This window comes from Haliea alexandrii (assembly GCF_003719295.1).
In the GTDB taxonomy this organism is placed as follows: domain Bacteria; phylum Pseudomonadota; class Gammaproteobacteria; order Pseudomonadales; family Halieaceae; genus Haliea; species Haliea alexandrii.
In genome coordinates, this window is the sequence record NZ_RFLW01000003.1 from 472,028 (window position 1) to 493,741 (window position 21,714).

General features: G+C 61.5%; 18 protein-coding genes. 8 read left to right on the forward strand and 10 right to left on the reverse strand.

Going from position 1 to position 21,714, the window contains the following annotated elements; all coding sequences use genetic code 11:
- Position 1: 1 nt before the first annotated feature.
- From gspG to gspC, 5 genes are read right to left on the reverse strand one after another with little or no spacing between them, the layout of a single operon-like run.
- Positions 2-451, reverse strand: coding sequence for a type II secretion system major pseudopilin GspG (gene gspG, locus EGJ68_RS14565; RefSeq protein ID WP_123035272.1), 450 nt, complete (start codon positions 449-451; stop codon positions 2-4).
- 4 nt (positions 452-455) lie between these two features.
- Complete coding sequence (gene gspF, locus EGJ68_RS14570) at positions 456-1,676, reverse strand: type II secretion system inner membrane protein GspF (RefSeq protein ID WP_123035273.1); 1,221 nt, start codon at positions 1,674-1,676, stop codon at positions 456-458.
- 14 nt (positions 1,677-1,690) lie between these two features.
- Positions 1,691-3,196: a type II secretion system ATPase GspE gene (gspE, locus tag EGJ68_RS14575; RefSeq protein ID WP_123035274.1), complete on the reverse strand. Its 1,506-nt coding sequence runs from the start codon at positions 3,194-3,196 to the stop codon at positions 1,691-1,693.
- The gene (gspD, locus tag EGJ68_RS14580; RefSeq protein WP_123035275.1) at positions 3,196-5,223 is read right to left on the reverse strand and encodes a type II secretion system secretin GspD; all 2,028 of its coding nucleotides are present in this window, start codon (positions 5,221-5,223) and stop codon (positions 3,196-3,198) included. Before gspD ends, gspE begins: the two co-directional genes overlap by 1 nt.
- 45 nt (positions 5,224-5,268) lie before the next feature.
- Positions 5,269-6,309, reverse strand: a complete 1,041-nt coding sequence (gene gspC, locus EGJ68_RS14585; protein WP_123035276.1) for a type II secretion system protein GspC — start codon at positions 6,307-6,309, stop codon at positions 5,269-5,271.
- 217 nt (positions 6,310-6,526) lie between these two features.
- Here gspC and cysK point away from each other — a divergent pair, with 217 nt between their 5' ends.
- Positions 6,527-7,495, forward strand: coding sequence for a cysteine synthase A (gene cysK / locus EGJ68_RS14590; protein ID WP_123035277.1), 969 nt, complete (start codon positions 6,527-6,529; stop codon positions 7,493-7,495).
- Between the two features lie 12 nt (positions 7,496-7,507).
- Here cysK and EGJ68_RS14595 read toward each other — a convergent pair whose 3' ends face one another.
- Positions 7,508-8,107, reverse strand: a complete 600-nt coding sequence (locus EGJ68_RS14595; RefSeq protein ID WP_199228058.1) for a GNAT family N-acetyltransferase — start codon at positions 8,105-8,107, stop codon at positions 7,508-7,510.
- A complete protein-coding gene (locus tag EGJ68_RS14600; protein WP_123035278.1) occupies positions 8,104-9,087 on the reverse strand; it encodes a quinone oxidoreductase family protein in 984 nt (327 codons plus the stop codon). Before EGJ68_RS14600 ends, EGJ68_RS14595 begins: the two co-directional genes overlap by 4 nt.
- Before the next feature lie 169 nt (positions 9,088-9,256).
- On the opposite strand from EGJ68_RS14600, the gene EGJ68_RS14605 reads away from it, so the two are divergent.
- Positions 9,257-10,582 (forward strand): DEAD/DEAH box helicase, encoded by a 1,326-nt coding sequence (locus EGJ68_RS14605; protein WP_123035354.1) that lies wholly within the window; start codon positions 9,257-9,259, stop codon positions 10,580-10,582.
- A 4-nt stretch (positions 10,583-10,586) separates the two neighbouring features.
- Here EGJ68_RS14605 and EGJ68_RS14610 read toward each other — a convergent pair whose 3' ends face one another.
- Positions 10,587-12,641: an alpha/beta hydrolase family protein gene (locus EGJ68_RS14610; protein WP_123035279.1), complete on the reverse strand. Its 2,055-nt coding sequence runs from the start codon at positions 12,639-12,641 to the stop codon at positions 10,587-10,589.
- Between the two features lie 60 nt (positions 12,642-12,701).
- Between EGJ68_RS14610 and prlC the strand changes: the two genes are divergently transcribed.
- On the forward strand, positions 12,702-14,732 hold the full coding sequence (gene prlC, locus EGJ68_RS14615; RefSeq protein WP_123035280.1) for an oligopeptidase A: 2,031 nt from the start codon (positions 12,702-12,704) through the stop codon (positions 14,730-14,732).
- 7 nt (positions 14,733-14,739) lie between these two features.
- Here the strand turns inward: prlC and EGJ68_RS14620 are convergent, their stop codons facing one another.
- Positions 14,740-15,222: a 6-pyruvoyl trahydropterin synthase family protein gene (locus EGJ68_RS14620; protein WP_123035281.1), complete on the reverse strand. Its 483-nt coding sequence runs from the start codon at positions 15,220-15,222 to the stop codon at positions 14,740-14,742.
- 189 nt (positions 15,223-15,411) lie between these two features.
- Between EGJ68_RS14620 and EGJ68_RS14625 the strand changes: the two genes are divergently transcribed.
- The 5 genes from EGJ68_RS14625 to EGJ68_RS14645 all read left to right on the forward strand — a co-directional run bounded on the left by EGJ68_RS14625 (position 15,412) and on the right by EGJ68_RS14645 (position 20,416).
- Positions 15,412-16,113: an SDR family oxidoreductase gene (locus EGJ68_RS14625; protein WP_123035282.1), complete on the forward strand. Its 702-nt coding sequence runs from the start codon at positions 15,412-15,414 to the stop codon at positions 16,111-16,113.
- Between the two features lies 1 nt (position 16,114).
- Positions 16,115-16,903: a queuosine precursor transporter gene (locus tag EGJ68_RS14630; RefSeq protein ID WP_123035283.1), complete on the forward strand. Its 789-nt coding sequence runs from the start codon at positions 16,115-16,117 to the stop codon at positions 16,901-16,903.
- A 186-nt stretch (positions 16,904-17,089) separates the two neighbouring features.
- The gene (locus EGJ68_RS14635) at positions 17,090-17,830 is read left to right on the forward strand and encodes a response regulator transcription factor (RefSeq protein ID WP_158283684.1); all 741 of its coding nucleotides are present in this window, start codon (positions 17,090-17,092) and stop codon (positions 17,828-17,830) included.
- Positions 17,827-18,189, forward strand: a complete 363-nt coding sequence (locus tag EGJ68_RS14640) for an Hpt domain-containing protein (RefSeq protein ID WP_123035285.1) — start codon at positions 17,827-17,829, stop codon at positions 18,187-18,189. Before EGJ68_RS14635 ends, EGJ68_RS14640 begins: the two co-directional genes overlap by 4 nt.
- Before the next feature lie 7 nt (positions 18,190-18,196).
- Positions 18,197-20,416, forward strand: coding sequence for a GAF domain-containing hybrid sensor histidine kinase/response regulator (locus tag EGJ68_RS14645; RefSeq protein WP_158283685.1), 2,220 nt, complete (start codon positions 18,197-18,199; stop codon positions 20,414-20,416).
- A gap of 184 nt (positions 20,417-20,600) precedes the next feature.
- On the opposite strand, the gene EGJ68_RS14650 is transcribed toward EGJ68_RS14645, so the two are convergent.
- Complete coding sequence (locus EGJ68_RS14650) at positions 20,601-21,698, reverse strand: Glu/Leu/Phe/Val family dehydrogenase (protein ID WP_123035287.1); 1,098 nt, start codon at positions 21,696-21,698, stop codon at positions 20,601-20,603.
- Positions 21,699-21,714: the final 16 nt, after the last annotated feature.

Genomic DNA, 21,714 nt, shown 5'->3' on the forward strand with positions numbered 1-21,714 from the left:
ATCAGTCCCGTTCCTTCCAGTTGCCAATATCGGCGTTCTGGCCTTCGCCACCCGACAGGCCATCGGCGCCAAGGCTGTAAATATCCACTTCACCATTTTCGCCCGGGCTCAGGAACAGGTAGGGGCGTCCCCAGGGATCCAGCGGCACTTCCGGCAGGTAACCGCCGTCTTTGAAATTACGTGGCTGCGGGTCGAGATTGCTCGCCTCGACCAGCGCATCAAGGCCCTGCTCGGTGGTGGGATAGACGTAGTTGTCGAGCCGATAGATTTTCAGCGCAGTCTCGATCGCCTTGAAATCGGCGTGAACTTTCTGGATGCGCGCTTCATCCGCCCGGTTGAGCACCGTGGGTGCCACGACACTGATCAGCAGCCCCATGATCACCAGCACCACCAGAATTTCCACCAGCGAGAAACCGCTGTGCGTCCGCCTTGCTGTAGTCGGCAATTTCATATCACTATCGCACCATCGTATTGAGATCAAAAATCGGCAACAGAATGGCCATGACAATGACCAACACCATGCCGCCCATAAACACCACGAGCAAGGGTTCGAGCAGGCTCATGAGTGTTCCCAGTGTCATTTCCAGTTCGCGCTCCTGATTGCTGGCCGAACGCGCCAGCATGGTCTCCAGTTCGCCACTGGCTTCGCCGCTGGCCACCATGTGCACCATCATCGGCGGGAACCGGCCATTCTCTCGCAGCGCCCGGTGCAGGCTGCTTCCCTCCTGCACCCGCTCGGCCACGCGGGCACTGTCCTCCCGCAGCACCAGATTGGTCAACACCTGCCCGGCAATGCGCAGCGACTCCAGCAGGGGCACCCCGCTGGCCATGAGAATACTCAGGGTCGAGGCAAAACGCGCCGTGTCCATCGCTATCACCAGCCGGGAAAAACCGGGCACGCGCAGCAACAGGGCATGCCAGCGCCGGCGACGCTGAGGCTGGCGCAGCCAGCGCCGCAGCCCGAACACCAACAACACCAAGGCCACCAGCACCCACAGCGCGTAATCGCGCGAAAAATCGCTGGCGACAATCAAGCCGCGGGTCAGCAGCGGCAACTCGCGATTGGTGTGTGCAAAAATGCCGATCAGCTCGGGTACGACAAAAATCATCAGTGCCACAACCACCGCCAGCGCCACGGCGATCAGGATAAACGGATAGATCATGGCCATTTTCAGCTTTTGCGCGGTGTACTGACGCTGTTCGTTGTAATCGGCCAACTGCGCCAGCACCGGGCCGAGAAAACCGGCGTGCTCCCCGGCGTTGACCATGGCCCGGTACATTTCGTTGAACACCAGCGGGAACTCACCCATGGCATAGGCCAGCGTATGACCCTCGGCGACCCTGGAGCGCACCTGCAACAGCAGCCCCTGCGTGCGGCCCTTGCGGCTCTGTTCGGCGGCTGCCTGCAAACATTCGTCCAGCGGCAAATTGGACTGCACCAGGGTGGCGAGCTGCCGGGTCACCAGCGCCAGTTCAGCGACACTGATACGCGGCTGCAGAAACGACCAGCCTGAACGCGGCTTGCTCTCCGCCTGGCGGTTTGCCACCGCAACGTCGACCGGGCGCAGCTTCTGCGTGCGCAGCTGGCCGCGCACCTGGCGCTCGGAATCACCTTCCAGTACGCCCTTGACCAGCTTGCCGCTGGCATCCAGTGCCCGGTAACGATATGCGGTCATAAGCGCCTATCGGCTCAGGTGACAGCGGTGACGCGCAGCACTTCTTCGATGCTGGTTTCACCGCTCAGGATGCGCCGGCGACCGTCCTCCTGAATCCCCGGATAGTGCTTGCGCGCTTCGAGCAGCATCTGCTGCTCGCTCGCGCCCTCGTGAATCATCAGGCGCAGCGCATCCGTCACCTCGATCAATTCGTAAATGCCGGTGCGACCGCGGTAGCCACCGAAATTGCACTGTTCGCAGCCCTTGGCCCGATAGACACTGACCGCTGTAGTCGTATCCGCAGAGAGTCGCAGCAGCGTGCGCTCGGAATCTGCCAGCTGATGGGGCTCCTTGCAGTCGCGACAAAGCAACCGCACCAGCCGCTGGGCCATCACGCCAATCAGGCTTGATGACAGCAGGAAAGGCTCAATACCCATGTCCTGCAGACGCGTCACTGCACCGATGGCAGTATTGGTGTGCAGCGTGGAGAGCACCAAGTGCCCGGTGAGGGACGCCTGTACCGCAATTTCCGCCGTTTCCAGATCGCGAATCTCGCCCACCATCACCACGTCAGGGTCCTGCCGCAGAATAGCCCGCAGGCCGCGCGCGAAGGTCATGTCGACCTTGGGATTGACCTGCGTCTGCCCCACCCCTGGCAGCATGTATTCCACCGGGTCTTCGATGGTGAGGATGTTGCGCGTGGCCTGGTTGATATGCGACAGGCCGGCGTACAGCGTTGTGGTTTTACCCGACCCCGTCGGGCCGGTTACCAGGATGATGCCGTGTGGACTGCGCAGGGCCTTTTCGTAACTGTGCAGCACCTGCTCATTCATGTTCAATTGCCGCAGCTCCAACTGCCCGGCCTGCTTGTCCAGCAGGCGCAGCACCACGCGTTCGCCGTGGGCAGAGGGCATGGTCGACATGCGGATATCAATGGCGTGCCCGGCTATGCGCACGGAAATGCGGCCATCCTGGGGCACCCGCTTTTCAGCGATGTCCAGTTTCGCCATCACTTTCAGCCGCGACACCAGCAGCGGCGCCAGCATCCGCTTCGGGGACAGCACCTCCGCCAGCACACCATCCACCCGATAGCGCACGCTGAGCCGGTCCTCGAAGGTCTCAATATGGATGTCCGAGGCCTGCTCACGCACGGCCTGGGACAGGATGGCGTTGATCAGGCGAATAATGGGCGCATCGTCCTCGGCGTCCATCAAATCGCCCGCGTCCGGTATTTCATCGGCGAGACGGCTGAGGTCGACATCGGCACTGATGTCTTCCGCCATCTGCACCGCCGCGTTGTTGTCGCGTTGGTAGGCGCGGGAGAGGCGCCGCTGGAACTCGGCATCCGACACCGTCTCGCATTCGAACGGGGCGCCCAGCCAGCGACGAATCTCCAGCAACAACGGGGCCTCGAGAGGGCTACGATGCACGAGCACCGCACCCTGCGCCCGGTTATCGACCAGCACGCCAAACTGCTTGGCAAACCCGAAGGGCAGGTTTGCCCTCGGCGGCTCGGGCACCGCGACCTCCGCGGAGGACATCAGTCGGCCTCCACAGCCGCCGGCGTGTTACCCGACTCGTCGCGGATTTCCTGCAACTGGCGGATCTGCTCTTCCCACTCGGGCAGCACCGGCACACTGCTATCATCGAGGAACATGAGGCCGCGCTCGCGGCGCAGCACTTGCTGGTCGCGGATGTAGCGATACTTGTCCGCGGTGGCACCAGCGAGTTGCTCGTCATCGCGAATGATCGTGGGACGGATGAAAATGAGCAGGTTGGTTTTTATGACCTGTACCGCATCATTGCGGAACAGGCGCCCGAGCAGCGGTATATCACCGAGCAACGGCACCTTCTGGCTGGCGTCCTGCACATCATCCTTGATCAGGCCACCGAGCACCACAACGCGTCCATCCGCCGCCAACACCTTGGTCTGCAGTACGCGCTCGTTGGTGATCAGGTCAGACGCCTGCAACACCACGGAGGTGTTGCTGAGACTGGAGACTTCCTGGGAGATATCCAGCACCACAGAGTCTCCCTCGTTGATGTGGGGCGTCACCTTGAGCGTAATGCCCACGTTCTCCCGCTCAATGGTCTGGAACGGGTTTTGCGCGCCATCGCCGGTCCCGGTGCTGGTAAATGAGCCAGTGACGAAGGGTACGTTCTGGCCCACGGTGATGTAGGCCTCCTGATTGTCCAGGGTCAGCAGGCTGGGTGTTGACAGAATATTGGCGTTGGACTTTTCCTTCAGGGCGTTGAGAATGACGGTCATCGACAGATTGTCGTCGATCACGCCCCAGCCCAGGGAAACCCCCGGCGACTGGGCCAGCGCGCCCGCCAGGGCGCCCACGTTGAAGTCACCCGTGGTCACGCCGCTATCGGTCCCGTCCCCGCCATCTTCCGGCAGAATGGCCCCGGCTATACGTCGCGCCCGCGCATCGTCGGCACTGATGCTGCTGCCGAAAAAACCGTTGTCGTTGGCAAACAGCCACTGCAAGCCCAGATCCTGCCCGTCGCGCACTTCCATCTCGACGATAATGGCCTCTACCAGCACCTGCGCGCGGCGGATATCAAGTCGCGCTACAACCGCCTCCAGCGCGGCCATTTTGTCAGTCGGCGCAGTAATGATCAGGGCATTGGTATTGGCGTCGGCCTCGATGGTCGCGCTGGTTTCAGCCGCACGCTGGGCGCGCCCCGCTTCGCCTGCATCCACCCGGCCAATGTTCTGCATGACCTTGGTCAGCACCTCGGCGATGTCCTCCGCCTTGGCGTACTCCAGGTAGATCACCTTTACGTTGCCGCTTTGCTCGAGAGGCGTGTCGAGATAGCGGATCAGCTGCGTCATGCGCGCACGCTCCAGCTCATCGGCACTGATCAACACGCTGTTGGTGCGCGCATCTGCAACCAGCATGACCTCAACCTCATTGCCCTGCTGCGCCTCTGAGGTATTGAGCTGGTCGAGCATACGCACCACGTCTTCAGCAACGCCATAGCGCAGCTTGATGACCTCGGTCTCCTGCGTTGCCGTGCGGTCCATGCGCTCGATGATCGCCGCGATGCGATCAATGTTGGAGGCCACATCCGAAATGATAATGGCATTGCTCGGTGCATACGCCGCCATATGCGCCTGTTGCGGCACCAGGGGTCGCAGCACGGGTATCAGCTTGGCGGCGGAAATGTTCTTCAGGCGCATGACCTGGGTGACGTATTCGTCATTGCCGCGCCGCCCCTCGTCGTCGCGCACCGTTACCGGTGCCGAGCGGGCGTCTTTGCTCTGTATCACCCGCACGACGCCGCCGGAGCGGACTGCGGTGTAACCATGCACTTCCAGTATGGACAGGAAGAGATCATAGAGCTCGGTGCGCGACACCGGCTTGGAGGACACCACCTTGACCTTGCCCTTGACTGCCGGGTCCACCACGATCGTGGTCTCGGTCGCCTCCGCCACGAACTTGATCAGCTCCTGAATATCGGCCTCTTTCAGATTGACCGTGAAATCCTGGGCGCTCGCGACAGCTGCCCACAGGGCAGCCAGCAGATAAAATAGCGGTACTCGCAGTGCCCGCAACATGGTTCTCACTGATTTTATGTCCTCAACCGAATAGCCGTGACTCTATCACCGATCCGTCGACGCAGCATCAAGGCTCACACTGAGTGCCACCGCTTCACCGGCGCGCAGTAGCTCGAATGAGACCTCGCTTGCGGCGCGCATGGCCTGGTAGAGCCGCATGGTGTTTGCCGGGTCTGACAGGGACAGGCCATTCACCGCCAGCACCAGGTCACCGGGGCGAAATCCCAGCTGCTCGAACTGCGCCCGATCCCGTCCCGGTGTCACCCGATAGCCCTGCAGGGCGCCCTCCTCGCGCACCGCGCTGATGCGCACCAGATCGGCCAGTGACTGGGGATCCTCATACAGCTGGTCACGATAGCTCGCCGCCAGCGCTGCGGATTCGGCGTCGGTGCGCCGATCGATGACGGCGGCCGCGGGCGGAGCGGGGCGGGTGTTACCGGTCGCCATTGCGCGCCGCCCCGCAAGTTGCGCATCAAGCTCGGTTGGGGGGTACAGCCGCAGAAGCTCGTAGGTGCCGCCATTGTCCAGAACCACCTGCTCCGGCATTACCTTGGCCAGCACTACATTGCCGCCGACAGGCAACTCGTCGTCCACGGAATAAATTGCCTGCCGGCCGCGATACTCAATCACCGCGCTCCCCTCTCCGGCCGCATTGAAGGCGATGATGCCACGGAGGGTAAGCTCAAGTCGGCTTTCCCGGGCACCTCGCTCGATACCCTCGCGGGCTGCACGCGCCTCGCTGGGGAGTGGGGCCACCTCTTCCATCACGGATCCAGCGCCGGGCTCACCGAACAGCGCCCAGCCACGCAGTGCCTCAATGTCGACTGGTGTTCGCTCGCCGGACGCTGAGATTGCCTCCGCCGGGGGATTGATGACACCACCCGACAACGCGGTTGCAGGCGCTGCAGGGAACAGCGCCCAGAACAACTGCGCCAATGCCGCCATCAACCAGCATACCGCGACTGCCAGCACACCCCGGCGCAACCAGCGTACACCGCTCGGCTCTGCCAGCATCGCCAGCAGCCGCTGCGCACCGGCCACCCACTTTCCTGCAACGCTGCCCTGATTCAGTGAACCTGCGGCCAATGCTCTCTCCCGGTGTGCCACGGTCCGCCGGCGGCGGCCTCATGGATATAACGGCCCGATTATAGGGTGCGCCATTAAAAGATAAAACCGTGACGGTTGCATGACAGCCAGATGACGGGGGTATGACAGCCGACGCTGCCGCAAGGCGACCCATGGACAGCGACAGGCCAGTTGACTACCCTTGCTCGCAGCTGACCCCCTTTCAGGAGCACGACCGATGGGACGTATTTTCAACGACAACTCGGAAACGATTGGCGGCACACCACTGGTTCGTATCAACCATATAAGCACCGGCAACGTCTATGCCAAGCTGGAGAACCGGAATCCGGCGATGTCGGTGAAGTGTCGCATCGGCACAAGCATGGTGCTGGCGGCGGAGCGTGACGGCAGCCTCCAACCTGGCATGACCATTGTCGAGCCCACCAGCGGCAACACCGGCATCGCCCTGGCATTTGTGGCGTCCGCTCGCGGCTACGGTTGCACCCTGACGATGCCCAACACCATGAGCCTGGAACGGCGCAAACTGATGAAGGCACTCGGCGCCGAGATCATCCTCACCGACGGCAGCAAGGGCATGCCCGCCGCGATCGCCCGGGCCGAGGAAATCATTGCCTCCGAGCCCGGCCGTTATTGGGGGGCACGACAGTTCGAGAATCCGGCCAACCCGGCCATTCACGAGAGCACGACCGGGCCGGAAATCTGGCAGGATACCGAGGGCGCAATCGATATCCTGGTGGCCGGCGTTGGCACGGGCGGCACGCTGACCGGAATCTCCCGCTACATCAAGGGCAGTGCCGGCAAGGCCATACAAACCGTAGCCGTCGAGCCTGCGAGCACAACGGTGATTACCGCGGCCAAAGCCGGCGCCGAACCTACCCACGCACCGCACAAGATCCAGGGCATCGGTGCCGGCTTTCTGCCCGGCAACCTGGACCTGGCCATGGTCGACCGCGTAGAACAGGTCAGCAACGACGACGCCATGGCCTGGGCACACAAGCTCATGCAACAGGAAGGCATTCTTGCCGGGGTGTCCTGTGGCGCGGCGATGGCCGTAGCTGATCGCGTGTCGAGGGAGCCTGCCAATGCCGGCAAGATGGTGGTGGTGATCCTGCCGGATTCAGGCGAGCGCTACCTGAGTGCGGCGCTGTTCGAGGGCCGTTTCAGTGAAAACGAAATGGTGCAGTGAAACGGGCGCGGTTCAGCGCCCCTCACGCAGCTGTGCCAGGCGGCGCTTGACTGCCGGCCACTCGGTATCCAGCACGCTGAAGTAGACCGAATCCCGGGAAAAGTCGTTCTGCACAATACGGTGTTTGCGCAGCACCCCTTCGCGCATGGCGCCGATACGCTCCAGCGCACGCTGTGATCGCAGATTGCGCGCGTCCGCCTTGAACTCAACCCGCAAACACCGCAGGCGCTCAAAAGCGTGACGCAGCAGCAACAGTTTGGCCTCGGTGTTCACCCCGGTACGCTGCCACTCCTGGCCCAGCCAGGTCCAGCCAATTTCCAGGCTGCGATGCTCCGGCAGCATGTTCAGATAGCGTGTACTGCCCACCACCTTGCCTTTAGCGTTCTCGACAATGGCCCAGGCCTGCTCACCGGGCGCACGGGTGGCCTCGTCGATCCAGTGACGGGTATCCGCCAGATCGATAAAGCAGCCGCGCGGCATGAATGCCCAGTCCGGTGCGTGACAGCCGCGCAAAAACAACCCCTGGGCATGCTGCTGGGTAAGTGGCTCCAGCCTGACCAGCTCCCCACGCAGTACCGTGTTACCGGCATCGGGGCCCGGCGGCATGCTCATGGCAGTACAATCGTCGAACCGGAGGTCACCCGCCCCTCGAGGTCGCGATGGGCGCGTGCAATGTCAGCCAACGGGTAGCGCTGGCCAATCGTCACCGTCAATACGCCCGCCAGCAATCGCTCGAACACAGCGGCGGACGACTGCCGCAACTGCTCCGTGGTAGCGGTGTAGGTCAGCAGCGTCGGGCGCGTCACATACAGCGACCCCAGGGTGGCGAGCGTTTGCACATCCAGCGGAGCCGGCTTGCCGGAGGCGTTGCCAAAACTCACCAGCATGCCCCGCGGCTGCAAACAGGCCAGCGATGCGTCGAAGGTATCGCGACCTACGCCGTCATAGACGACCGGCACGCCCTGCCCGTCAGTCAGCTCCCGTACGCGCTGGACTACGTCTTCCCGCGCATAATTGATCACGTGGGTGTAACCCTGAGCCTGAGCGAGCTCCGCTTTCGCCTCTGAGCTGACAGTGCCAATCGCGTTGACACCCAGGCTCCTCGCCCATTGTCCAAACAATAGCCCCACGCCACCCGCCGCCGCATGAAACAGGCAGGTCTGGCCAGATTGCAGCGGATACACCCGCTGCAACAGAAACTCTGTTGTCTGGCCCTTGAGCAAAGCTGCCGCAGCCGTTGCAAAATCGATGCCCTCAGGTATGGCGACCAGTCGCGCAGAGGGCAGATTCACCGCCTCGGCGTAGGCACCAAACAGGGCAGAGCAATAGGCCACGCGGTCACCCACGGCGAACTCCGCGCCTTCCCCCACCGCAGTCACCACGCCGGCAGCCTCCATACCCAACCCGCTGGGCAAGGGGATGGGATAGGCGCCACTGCGGTGATAGGTATCAATGAAGTTCAGTCCAATGGCCCGCTGAGCCACAGTCACCATGCCGGGCCCCGGTGGCGGCAGCTCAACATCAACCAGCTGCATGACCTCGGGCCCACCTGTGTGCTCAATGCGCACTGCCTTTACTGACTGTGTATTCATACAACCATCTGCTTGCCCTGTGTGGATCACTAGTGTGCCAAACAAGCCCACTGAGGGAAACGGAAGTTTGCCTGCGGTCACGCGGTCGGGTATTGGCCCGTGGCATGCTACACTGCGCGCCTTCACCTGCGCCGGCGACAGACCGGCGCCGCAGCCTGAGACTACCCATGTGTTAGAAGATCTTGCCCTTGACCGCAGCCTGCAACTGGCACTGGAAGACCTCGGCTTCGGCAAGCCGACGGCCGTACAAAAGGATGTTATTCCGCTCGCCCTGAGCGGCAGTGACCTGCGTGTCAGCGCCCCGACCGGCAGCGGCAAGACACTCGCCTACCTGCTGCCCGGATTGCAGCGCCTGCTACAGGCACCGCTCCCGACTGACGGCGGCACTTTGCTGCTGGTCCTGGTGCCCACGCGGGAGCTTGCGCGCCAGGTGCTGAAAACGGCACGCCAACTGCTGGGCAAGAGCACACTGCGTGCCGATGCCCTCACCGGGGGCGCCGACTTCAAATACCAGAAATCCCTGTTGCGCAAGAACCCGGAAGTGGTCATCGCGACGCCGGGAAGGCTGCTGGAGCATTGCGAGCATGGCAGCGCCGATCTGCGCGGCCTGCAAGTGCTGGTCATTGATGAAGCAGACCGCATGCTCGACCTGGGCTTTCGCGACGACGTGCTGAAAATTGCCGGCTTCTGCCCCGCCGAGCGCCAGACGCTCCTCCTGTCTGCCACGCTGCACGCCCGCGGCCTGAGTGATATGAGCGCCGCCCTGCAGCAAGACCCGGTTGCTGTGAGCTGCGGCGACATCCGCAGCGCACACGAAAGTATTCACCACCAGCGCATCCTGGCCGACAGCCAGGAACACAAGGACAAGCTGCTGCTCGCACTGCTGCAGGACAGCGGCCGCAAGCAGCTGGTGTTTGCCAACAAACGCAGCACGGCGTCACGCCTGGCGGATTTTCTGCGCCACCACGGCCTGCGCGCGGGGTGCCTGCATGGCGAAATGAGCACCGAGGAACGCAAGGCGATCGTGACGCGTTTTGAGCAGGGCGGCGTCAGCACCGTCACCGCCAGCGATGTCGCTGCCCGGGGGCTGGATATTCAGGGTATCGACACGGTCATCAACTACGACTTGCCGCGCAGTGGCGACGACTACCTGCACCGCACCGGACGCACCGGCAGGGCCGACAGCAAGGGTACCGCGATCTCGCTGGTGACCGCCGCTGACTGGAACCTCATGATCAGCATACAGCGCTACCTGAACATCACCATGGAACCGCGCGCCCTGGCCGGCCTGAAAGCGCGCTACGCAGGGCCGAAGAAGATGAAGTCGTCAGGCAAAGCCAGCGGCAGCAAGAAAAAGGCGCCGGTTGCAAAGAAGAAAGTACGCGCCCGCGACAGCAAGGCAAAAGGCAAGCCGCGCAAGACAACCAGCGTCTGGCCGACGAACGACGGTTTCGCGCCACTGATGAAAAAGCGGCGCGAACCGAACGACGAATGAGCTCTCATTCCACCGGCGTGGGCGAGTAGCGTTCAAACCAACCGAGAATAGCCGTCACCTTGGCGATGAGCTGGCTGGGACGACGGGCGATGGCGTGCGATGCGCCGGGAACCCGCACCATCGCAGTCTCAACACCACGCAGTTTCAGCGCCTGGTAGTACTGTTCGGTTTCCGACATGGGCGTACGCAGGTCCTCCTCGCCTGTCAGCAACAGGGTAGGCGTTGTCACGTTGCCGACCAGGGACAGCGGTGAGCGCCGCCAGTAGGCCTCGGGGTTTTCCCAGGGCATCTCCCCAAACCAGTAGCGCGCAAACACGGGCGACAGGTCCGCCGTCAGCACAAAACTGGCCCAGTTGATCACCGGCTTGGCCACCACTGCCGCTCGAAAGCGCTGGGTTTTGCCGACGATCCACGCTGTCAGTGTGCCACCACCACTGCCACCTGTGACGTACAACTGCTGCGGGTCCACATAGCCTTCAGCGATCACCGCATCAACGCCGGACATGAGGTCGTCGTAATCCTGGCCCGGATAGTTGTGGTGGATGAGATTGGCAAACTCTTCGCCGTAGCTGGTACTGCCACGTGGATTCACATACAGCACGACGTAGCCGGCCGCCGCAAACAGCTGCAACTCGGCGGCAAAGCGCGGACCGTAGTTGGCAAACGGCCCGCCGTGAATTTCCAGGAGCAACGGATAGCGCTTTTGCGGGTCAAAATCCGGCGGGGTGACCACCCAGGCTTGAATCTCACGTCCGTCAAACGAGGACGGATAGGTCAGTTCGCGTACCTCGCCGAGGGTGCGGTAGCCCAGGAGATTGCTGTTTAGTGTGGTGAGCGTACGCATGCGCTCACTGCCGACACGCCCGGACTTCAACTCTGCCGGTGCCTGCGGGGTCACCGCGGTATACACAAAGTGGTCGCCGCCAACCGCATAATCAGCACCCGCGTAGGGACGACCGAGCTGCTTGCCACCGAGATCGCGGGCAAGGATGCGCATGCGGCCCTTGAGATCGGTCATGGCGAGATGCGTGTCGCCCCGATCGTCGTAGTAAAAGAAGATATGCTTGCCATCGGCGGACCACTGGGGCTGCTCGATGCTGCGATCGAGGTCCGGCAGCAACTCCCGGCGCTGCCCGCCTGCCACACTCATCACGTAGAGCCGGTCCCGGTGATACCCCATCCCCTTGTCGTCCCAACCGGTCCACGCCAGCCAGCGCCCGTCTGGCGATGCGGTGACGTGCTTGTCCGGCCCCTGACGATCGGTCAGGGGCGTTATGACGCCGGACTGCAGATCAACCCGGTACAGCTCGGTATTCTGGGTATCCATTGCCCAGTCGGCATGGCGATTGGCAGACAGGTACAGCGCCGAGCCATCGGCCGCCCAGGCAACTGCCCCCTTGTGGTTGAAATCACCGTGCGTCACCTGACGCGGGCTGCCACCGGCAGCAGGCAGCACGAACACCTGCTCAAAGCCGTGGGGTTTGCTGCCACTGCCATCTGCACGATACACCGTGCGGTCTACCACCACAGGCGCCGCCGCCCACTGGGCACCGGACGGGGCGGCGGGCATGTCTTCCACCGCTGGCGCAGGTGCCGGCACCAGCATGCGGAACGCCAGCCACTCCCCGTCCGGGGACCAGGTCAAACCCTGGGGCGCCCAGGGCAAGCGCGTGAGCTGTGCGGTCTGTGCGGAATCCAGCCAGCTCACGAACAGCTGCACGCCCATGTCGTCGCGACGCAAATAGGCCACGCGGTCACCCGCGGGTGACAGGGCCGGCGAGCTGACCGAGTCAGGGCCCGTCACCACCGGGCGATGCTCGCTGCCGTCAATATTCATGCGCCAGAGGCTGCTCTGCGGCTGGTCACGCATGATGTCCATGCTGTGGCGCAGGTACACCAGGCGACGCCCCTCCTGATCAAGCTGGGGCGAGGTCGCCCAAGCCAACTGAAACACATCCTTGGCACTGAAGTGATCAGCGCTGGCCGCGCCCGCTGGGGGTGCAAGTAACGTTACCGCAAGGGCAATCGCCCACAAACAACTGTTCGCTGGCTCTTTCATTCCGTCTACCCACCACTATCCGTTAAACTATGCATACATTCGTCAGGAAAACCCCGGATTATGACCAACCCGCTGTTGGAAAAGAACCTCTTACCGCCTTTTTCCGCCATTCGCGCCGAGCATGTGGAGCCGGCCATACGCACGCTGATTACGCGCCACAAGGCGCAACTCAATGAGCTGCTCGCGCAACCGGGGCCGCGCACCTGGGCGTCGCTGATGGCCCCCATTGAAGCTATGGATGACGAGCTCGCGCAGTGTTGGTCCCCTGTTGGGCACTTGAACGGCGTCCTCAACAGCGAGGCGCTGCGCACCGCCTACAAGGCCTGCCTGCCATTGCTCTCCGAATACCGTACCTGGGTGGGCCAGAACGCGGACCTGTATGCGGCCTACTGCGAGGTGGCAGAAGGCGAGGACTTCAACGCTCTCGGCCAGGCCGAACAGCAGGCGGTGCACAACGCCCTGCGCGACTTCACGCTGGCCGGCGTTGCCCTCCCCCCGGAGGGCAAGGCACGCTTCGGCGAGATACAGCAGCAGCTCGCCAAACTCAGCAGCCAGTTCAGCGACAACGTGCTGGACGCCACCAACGCCTGGAGCAAACAGGTTAGCGCGGAGCAGCTGCAGGGCCTGCCCGCCTCGGCACTCGCCAGCGCCACTCAGGCGGCAGAGGAACGCGGCCTGGAGGGCTGCCTGCTCACGCTCGACTTCCCCTCGGTGTTGCCGCTACTGACCTACTGCGACGATCGGGAGCTGCGCCGCGAAGTCTATCTGGCTAACGTTACCCGGGCATCGGACATTGGCCCGCACGGCGGCCAGTTCGATAACACACAGCTGATGGACGAGATTCTCGACCTGCGCCAGGAGCTTGCCCGCCTGCTGGGCTTCGCAAACTATGCCGAGTGCTCCCTGGCGACCAAGATGGCCGACAGCCCACAGCGCGTCGTCGAATTCCTCACCGAGCTGGCAGCGCGCTCCCGCGCCCAGGCACAAGCAGAGTGGCAGGAGCTGAGCCAGTTTGCCGCCAGCGAGCACGGCATCGAGCAACTCAAACCCTGGGATGTCACCTACTACAGCGAAAAACTGCGTGAGCGCACCTTCAGCATTGCGCAGGAAGAGTTGCGCCCCTACCTGCCGGTGGAGCGCGTACTCAGCGGCCTGTTTGCGGTGGTACAACGGCTCTATAACGTCACCGTGGACGAAGTACAGGATTTCGACAGCTACCACCCGGACCTGCGCCTGTTCGAGATTCAACAGGATGGTGAACCGTTGGCGCGCTTCTATCTCGACCTGTATGCCCGCAGCCACAAACGGGGTGGCGCATGGATGGACGACTGTCGCGTGCGCCGCGTGACCGATACCGGATTGCAGCTGCCGGTAGCCTACCTGGTCTGCAATTTCACGGCCCCCGTGGGTGAGCAGCCCTCGCTGCTCACTGAAAACGAAATGGTTACACTGTTTCACGAATTCGGACACGGCCTGCATCACATGCTGACCAAGCAGCATGTGGCCTCGGTATCCGGCATTAACGGTGTCGCCTGGGATGCCGTCGAGCTGCCCAGCCAGTTTCTGGAGAACTGGTGTTATCAACCCGAGGCGCTGGCCTTTATTTCCGGCCACGTGGAAACCGGGGAGCCTCTGCCCCAGGCACTGCTGGATAAAATGCTGGCGGCACGCAACTTCCAATCAGGCATGCAGATGATGCGGCAACTGGAGTTCGCCTTGTTTGACTTCCAGCTCCACCAGCATTGGGGCGAGACGGGCGTCACCGTACAGGACACCCTGGATGCTGTGCGCGCGCAGGTCGCCGTAATTCCGGCAGTGCCAGAAAACCGGTTCCAGCACGCGTTCAGCCACATTTTCGCCGGCGGTTATGCTGCAGGGTACTACAGCTACAAATGGGCCGAAGTGCTCTCTGCCGACGCCTTCGCGCGGTTTGAGGAGGAAGGTATTTTCAACCCCCTCACCGGCAGCGACTTCCGGCGACACATTCTGGAAGCGGGTGGCTCACAAGACGCCATGGCACTGTTCGTGGCGTTTCGCGGGCGCGAACCGGACGTAGAGCCCCTGCTGCGCCACAGCGGTATCGCGGCCTGATACGGCTTCAGGGCTTGTGCCAGCAGGCACAGCCCTTTTGCCCCGGCCCCGAGGCGACGCACAGCTCCACCTCCCGCAGGTCGTCACCCTCTGAGGCGAGCAGCAACTGCTGCAGCAGATAGCGGGAAAACTCTTCCACCGTCGCATTGCGCAAGGGCAACACGCGGGTATCAGCCTTGAGAAAAAGCATCTCCTCGCGGGCGAAATGCACCCGGTAGTAGTCTTCCGCATCCTCTATGCGCTGATAGGGCGAATCGCCGGCAAGCACCAGGTACTCGTCAAGCGCATCGCAGAGCGACTTCAGGCGACGCTTGTAGACGTTGTAGTCGGCGGCGAAGCCATTATCCCCCATGGGGGCGACAATCTTCGCCGACACGGAATAATTGTGGCCATGCAAGCGTTCGCGCTCGGTCGCCGAAAAAATAGTGAAATGAGCCGCAGAAAACTTGTGGCTCTCTTTGTCGATGTACAGCGTGGTCAAACGCTCCATGAGATACTTCCAGCCGATTGACGTTGAAACATTGTCACGACTCTACGCAGAATAGGCAAGGCTGGACCGGTGATGCACAATGGCGCTGGCCAGGCACAGCGCAAACTGAATTGCGGGCGCCTGCGTATTACCGAATGCACACGACCATCGGGGTAGCACCCCGGTGAGCGATATTCCAGGGGGAAATCCATGCACACTGCAATTATCACCGGCGCCAGCGTTGGTATTGGCCGCGCCGCGGCGCAACGCTTTCTGGCGCTCGGCTACCGCGTCTACAATCTGTCCCGACGCGCCTGCCCGGAAGACGGCGTCGAAAATATCGCCTGTGACCTCGCCTCCGACGCCTCAATTAACGCCGCCTGCAGCACCCTGCTGCCGGTCGTGAAAGACAGCGAAACCGTCTGCCTGCTGCACAATGCCAGCCAGATGCGCAAGGATGCAGTTTCCCACTGCAGCAGCGACAGCCTGCGCGAGGTACTGGAAACCAACGTCGTGGCGCTGAACAGCGTCAACCAGCTGCTGCTACCTGCGCTGCCAGCGGGGTCCAGCCTGCTGTATATCGGCTCGACGCTGTCCGAGAAAGCGGTCGCCGGCTCCTTCAGCTACGTGCTGAGCAAGCACGCCCAACTCGGCATGATGCGGGCAAGCTGCCAGGACTTGATGGGCACGGGCATTCACACAGCGCTGATCTGCCCGGGCTTTACCGACACAGAGATGTTGCGCACGCATATCGGCAACAACCCCGAGGTGGTTGCGGCAATCGGCGGCATGAATGCCTATGGCCGACTGATCGACCCGGGTGAAATCGCCGAGCTGATTGTGTGGGCGCATGGCAACCCGGTGATCAACGGTGCCGTCCTGCACGCCAACCTGGGACAGAAGGAAGCCTGACATGACCGCCGCAGTCACCGTGTGGGAGCGCCGGGAGCGGGTTTTCCTGGTCCTGGCCGGCATTTTTCTCTGTGCGATGACGCTGCTGAATGTAATCGGCATCACCCGGTTTATCCAGCTCGGGCCCATGGCACTGGCCGTGGGTGTGCTGCCCTACCCGCTCACTTTCCTCTGCACAGACCTGGTCTGTGAGCTTTATGGGCGCGCCCGGGCCAACTTTCTGGTCAGCGTGGGCCTGGGGCTCAATTTCTTCATTCTGCTCGTCCTGTTCCTGGGCGATGCCATGCCCTCCGTGGGGCCAGAGGCCATGCCGCCGTGGCAGATTCTGCAACTGGCGGAGCCGGTGACGCTGCCCAGTGGCCAGGTGGTGAGCAACAGCATCGGACTCTACCAGCTGATCTATGCGACAACCTCCGGCGCAGTGTTCGCCTCCATGCTCGCCTACATCGCCGCGCAGTACTGCGATGTGCAGCTGTTCCACTTCTGGAAACGGGTAACCCGCGGCAAATACCTGTGGGTTCGCAACAACTTCAGCACGCTAATGAGCCAGATGGTGGACTCAGTGATGGTCATCACCGTTACGTTTGGTGCGGCATTCCTGCGCGGTGACATCGCTTTCCAGGCCCTGTTGGTGCTGATAGGCAGCAACTACCTGTTCAAGGCAGCGGTTGCACTCATCGATACCGGCCCGTTCTATGTGCTGGTGCACTACCTGCGCCGTTACCTGGAACTGGGGCCCGACGATTATGCCGTGCCCGGGGGCAGATCGGACGGGGTCGCGACTGACTAGCAACACATGTGGCGACGTTGCTGTGCAGGGAGCGGCAATCAAACAGCCTCAGAGGCCTGCTTCGCGGCCTGCGGCACTGACAGCGCAGCAACTTGCAAACTGTTACAAAGATGCGCATGTACCGTCACGTAACAACGCGTATCATGTTGCCGTCTGTAATTGGAACACAAGGATAGTGCTGTGGCCGTGGCGAATATTCTGATAATTGACGATGACTTGCTGTTTTGCAAGGTGTTGCGCTATCAACTGGGTGTGCGCAAATACCACTGCGAGTTCGTTGACTCCTCTACGCGTGCGCTAAAGCACCTGCAACACGAACCCCGCCCTGACCTTATTATGCTCGACTACTTCCTGGGCGAGCAGGACATGAATGGCCTGCAGCTCTGCAGCCAGATTAAAACGATGTGCGACGTGCCGACGATCATGCTCACAGCCAATGACGATGTGCGCACGACGATTTCTTGCCTGGATGCAGGAGCCGATCAATACATCGTCAAGCCATACGATATTGAAGAACTGACCGCGAGGATTCGCGCGGTACTGCGGCAGCACAGCAGCAACAATCAGCGCGACAATAGCGCCGCAGCGAGCAGTGTGTTCGAGTGGGAAGCGCTACAACTCGATCCGCTACACCGCACTCTCGGTGCCTTCGGGGAAGAGGTAGCACTTTCCGAAAAAGAACTGGCGGTATTATCCATTCTCATGCGCAACGCCGGCAGCGCGGTACAACGCAACGACTTGTACAGCATTGTTTACGGCAGAGATTTTGACTCCATGAATCGGGCCATGGATGTTCTGGTCGGGCGTGCCAGAAAGAAACTCAAGTCGCTGACGGACAATTACTGCATTCGCTCGGTACGGGGTGCAGGGTATGCATTACAGCCTACACGGGCCCGGAGAACACCCTATAAGGAAACCCAATCATGACCACGGAGAAGGCCGTCTTCGACAGTTCGCATCTACCGCATTCTTTGGAGCTTGACGATTGGGAGGTACTGGCGGATTTCTACGGTACATTTTTACAGCAGCTGGACGCCCTGCTGCTGCTCATTGAACCGCCCTCTCTGCCAATGTCATTAGATGAACAACGTCACCACGCACACAAGCTGGGTTCCTCCTGCCGTACTGTGGGGGCACACGCCCTGGCTTCCCTGTTCGAGTCTCTCGAAGCGCTGTGCCGGGACGCGGCAACCGAGGAAACGCGGGAGCAACTGCTCGCAAACATCGTAACACTGGCAAAAACGACCCGGGGCCGTGTCGCATCGCATCTTGCAGCAGGAGCCTGATACCGGCATGCCCGCCACCAGTGCCATTTTCGAGGCCCTGACCGCCAGCCAACTGGGTGCCATGCGCTGGCGCCGCGGTGTTGGCGCCATTGCGCTCAACCGTGGCCTGTGTACCGCACTGGAATTGCCTGCAGGCACCAACGCCCTGTCCACAGCGAATTTCGAACGTATGCTCTATGAGGAGGATCGCGCTCGGGTTATCCGCAGTTTCAATCATCACATCGAGCAGGGTTTACAGGAGACCGTCGAGATTCCGCTGCGCGCACGAACCACGCAAGGCGGCATACGAAAATTCCAATGCGTGCTCAGTATTGTCACCGATGAAAGTGAATACCAGGACGATGTCATGATCATCCTCCGCGACATGACCGAAGCGGAAATAGCACGCACGGAAACACTGCAGAAATCGGAACTGGAGAGGTTGATTATCTCCATCTCCGTCAAACTGCTTGAAGCCCCGATCGAACTGATTGACGCCACAATCACCGAGGCGCTGAGTGACACATCAAGCTATGTCGGTGCTGATAGAGCCTACCGGTTCACCTACTACTGGGAGCGGGAAAGCTGTAGCAATACCCATGAATGGTGCGCCCAGGGTATCGAGCCACAAATCGATCTCCTGCAGGATATTTCTACCCGGGACCTGCATTTATGGACCAGCAATCACAAGAGCCGCTTGCCTTTCATTGTCTCCGCCGTGAGCAGCCGCGCGCCGGGTGACGCCCTGCGGGCAATACTCGAACCTCAGGGCATACAGTCACTGGCGACCTTCCCCGAGCTGCTGGGTGATGATTGTATGGGCTTTATCGGCTTCGACTCGGTAAACAGTGCCCGCCATTACAGCGACGTAGAGATCATGTTGCTGGAATTGCTGGCCGACCTGATCACACACACCGAACAGCGACGCCGCCGGGAACAGGAACTACTCGATACGCTTGTATCCCTCAAGGAATCCCGCAACTCGGCCCTCACCATGGCCGCTGTGGCGAGCTCAGCCAATGAGGCCAAGTCACGCTTCGTTGCCACCATGAGCCATGAAATCCGCACGCCGCTGCACGTCGTTCTCGGCATGACGGAGTTACTCAAGGGCACAGTGCTGGACGAGAACCAGCGCTCGCTTCTGGATGCACTGGAGTCGTCCGGGCGCAACCTCACGGAGTTGATTGGCGATATTCTGGAGGTCTCGCGCATCGAAAGTGGCAACCTCGCACTGGAGCCGGTTCCTTTCTCCCTGCCTGACTTGAGTGTCCCGGTGGAGAGAGTACTGCGTCCACTCGCGGAACGGAAACGCATCAGCCTTGAATTCCAATTGACCACGGGGCTCACCTGCCGCTTTTACAGCGACGCAATCAAGATCCGCCAAGTCATTCAGAACCTCGTGGCTAACGCCATAAAGTTTACCGAAGCCGGATCAGTGGAGGTTGACCTGTCCGTCACGCAACCCTACAAGAGCACGGCCAAGGACGACTGGCAGTTACGCATCCGCGTCGCGGATACGGGCATAGGCATGCCGGAAAATGTGCTTGCGCACCTTCATGAGCCCTTTTATCAAGTCAGTGGCGCTGGGCCTGCTCGCGCCAGTGGCACCGGGCTAGGGCTGGCAATTGTCTATAATTTGGTCAGCGCAATGGGCGGCTCGGTTTCAGTAGACAGCACGCTCGGCTCCGGCTCAACGTTTGAGGTAACCTTGCCACTGCAGCAAGTGGGCGTACCGGAAGGCGCCGACAGCACCGGCCAAGCTGTCGATGGGCTTTGTGCCGAAACGGACGCAGACCAGCTTGCCAACACGATCAACGGCAAGCGCCTTCTCCTCGCGGAAGACAACGTGATGAATCAGCGGTTGGTGCAGACACATTTAAAAGGGTTCAGTTGCAAACTGGAGTTTGCTGAAAACGGCGAAGAAGCCGTTGCAATGGTGGAACAGCGCGACTTCGACCTCATCTTGATGGATTGCCAGATGCCAATCATGAACGGTTTCGAGGCAACTCGTCGGATCCGCGCGATCTTGCACCAGCAGAACAGGCATCAGCCGGCGGTCCTGGCTGTAACGGCCAACTCAGTGCAGGGCGACCGGGAAAAATGCCTGGCCTTTGGTATGGACGCAATGCTGAGCAAGCCATTTTCCCGGCAGGATCTTATAACTGCTGTCGCGCGTTGGATCGCGCCGGCCGCCGTTCAACGCCTCCCCGGCGAGGGGATACCCAAAGTTACAAAGACAGTCGTCTAGATTTGTTACTGTTCCCGACTCTGATTATCGGAGTCCCGCATTAGCGCACCTACCTTACTCAACCCAAACGCAAGGCATGACCGCGGCAGAGCAACACCCGGGGAAACTGGAATTGCAGACAGGCGCCGGGATTCCAGACCTTCCTGTGCGCCGCTGTTTCTGCTTGTAGCGGCCAGCAGCATTGTCAGCTTATATTCATTGCATGCGCTGTTTGCGCTCCTCGGCTAGCAGGCAGGCTCGCGCGCGCCGTGTCACGCAAATACTCCACCGCCAAGGCCTCGGCCACATCGTTCGACGACTGACTGGAGCCATCTGTCCTGCGTAGTACTTCAGTGAGCGTGACGCTGATACGCTCAATATGCGCTCTCTTCGCTGCCGCCGGCAAGCCGGCACGCTGATAGTGCACGTCGATAATGCCTCCGGCGTTTATCAGAAAATCCGGACAATACAGAATGCCGTGCTCCTGTAGGCGCGCACAGTCTTCCGCCGTCGCCAGCTGATTGTTCGCAGCACCAGCCACAATACCTGCGCGCAAAGTATCGATGGTGCGGTCATTCAACACGGCGCCCATCGCACAAGGCGCCAGTACATCCACTTCCAGGCCGAGTATTTCCGCTGGCGCCACCGGCAGAACGCCGAGCGCCTCCACCGCGCGAGCCAGATTCGCCTCGTTTACGTCCGCCCCATACACTACGGCCCCGTCCTCGCGCAGATGACGCGCCAGATGATAGCCTACGTGGCCGAGGCCCTGTACCGCGACGCGCAAGTCTGCAGTGCTGGCCACACCCAGGCGGTGTTGCGCCGCCGCGCGAATGCCAAGAAAAACACCGTAGGCTGTGCTCGGTGAGGGGTCGCCACCGTGCTCATTGTCGTCGATACCGCTAACATGAGGTGTGCGTGCGGCCATTCGGCGCAGATCCTCTACACCGGTACCTGAATCCTCCGCGGCTACATAACGCCCGCCTTGGGCATGCACGAAGTCGCCCATCGCTCGCATCAATGCCGACGTCTTGTCGCGCCGCGGGTCGCCAATGATGACCGACTTCCCGCCGCCCATGGGCAGGCCCGCCAACGCTGATTTGTAGGTCATACCGCGGGAGAGGCGCAGCACATCGTGCAGCGCGTCCGCATCATTGGCATAGGGAAACATGCGACAGCCACCGACACCCGGCCCGAGGCTGGAATTGTGTACGGCAATAATCGCGCGAAGCCCGGTGGCAGCATCGCTGCCAAAAACAACCAGTTCGTGGCCATCCCAGGCGGGGGCCGAAAATACAGTCATGATGGTTCCTCTCCGG